An 873-nucleotide genomic window follows, 5' to 3' on the forward strand; every position below is an offset into this window, starting at 1 on the left:
GCCATGATTAATCTGGCAGAACTGGGTCGCTCGTTCAGTGTTTGCGGTAAGACTGACATGCGTCGAGGGATCGATTCGCTTGCCTACATAGTTAAGAAGAGCTTCCATCTAGACCCCTTCTCTGGGTGCGTCTTTCTCTTCTGCGGCAGTCGAAAGGACCGGCTTCAAGGCACACTTTATTGGGACGGCTAGGGCTTCCTTCTGGCTGCTCTATAAGCGCTTTGAGAACAGGAAGCTGGCTTGGCCGAACAATGAAGACGAAGTTCGGGAGTTGTCCGATGAGCAAGTCATGCGCTTGATGCAAGGCTTTACCATTGATCCTAAAATTAATACCACAAGAGCTCGTGAATTATATTGATTTCACGAGCTTTTCTGTAAGCACCCAATAGCAGAGTATATTAAAATCCCATCCTAGCAATGCTAAGATGGGATTAATCAGTTTATGGGACTTTACTTACAGTGGAGTTGAACATCCTCAGCCCATGGTAAATAGGCTTCCAGACGCTGATTGTCTAATAATGACAGCTCATTAGGCAGCTTGTCTAGAAGATAGTTGATGTATTTGAATTGATCCAAGCCATTTTGTTTGGCGGTTTCGAGTATGCTCATAATGATTGCCATGGATTTGGCGCCTGTACTGCTCTGTGAAAAGAGCCAGTTCTTGCGTCCCATGACGATCTCTTTGACTGCTCGTTCTGCTCTGTTGTTGGACAGTTTAAGGCGACCATCTTTTAGAACGTTCATGAACTTGTCCATGTGCTTTATGCAATATTGGAAGGCTGTCCCCAGCTTGCCGGATGGCAACACGGAGATTGATTTCTTGGAGCACCAGTCGGAAAACTTTGAAGTGCCATAGAAAAGTTAGACATTTTA

Annotated in this window: 2 protein-coding genes and 1 pseudogene; 2 read left to right on the forward strand and 1 reads right to left on the reverse strand. The window is 45.4% G+C overall.

Translation table 11 applies throughout. The features are described 5' to 3' along the window. Nucleotides 1–57: 57 nt before the first annotated feature. Together tnpB and HMPREF3168_RS10970 are read left to right on the forward strand one after the other, a co-directional pair. Nucleotides 58–192, forward strand: coding sequence for a transposase (gene tnpB, locus HMPREF3168_RS10965; RefSeq protein WP_256388601.1), 135 nt, complete (start codon nt 58–60; stop codon nt 190–192). A 43-nt stretch (nt 193–235) separates the two neighbouring features. After that, complete coding sequence (locus HMPREF3168_RS10970) at nt 236–358, forward strand: hypothetical protein (protein WP_256388602.1); 123 nt, start codon at nt 236–238, stop codon at nt 356–358. Between the two features lie 92 nt (nt 359–450). Here HMPREF3168_RS10970 and HMPREF3168_RS09485 read toward each other — a convergent pair. Continuing rightward, nucleotides 451–843 (reverse strand): annotated as a pseudogene (locus HMPREF3168_RS09485) (IS66-like element short variant transposase); the annotation flags it as partial. Nucleotides 844–873: the final 30 nt, after the last annotated feature.

This window comes from Lactobacillus sp. HMSC08B12, assembly GCF_001808415.1.
Lineage (GTDB): Bacteria > Bacillota > Bacilli > Lactobacillales > Lactobacillaceae > Lactobacillus > Lactobacillus delbrueckii.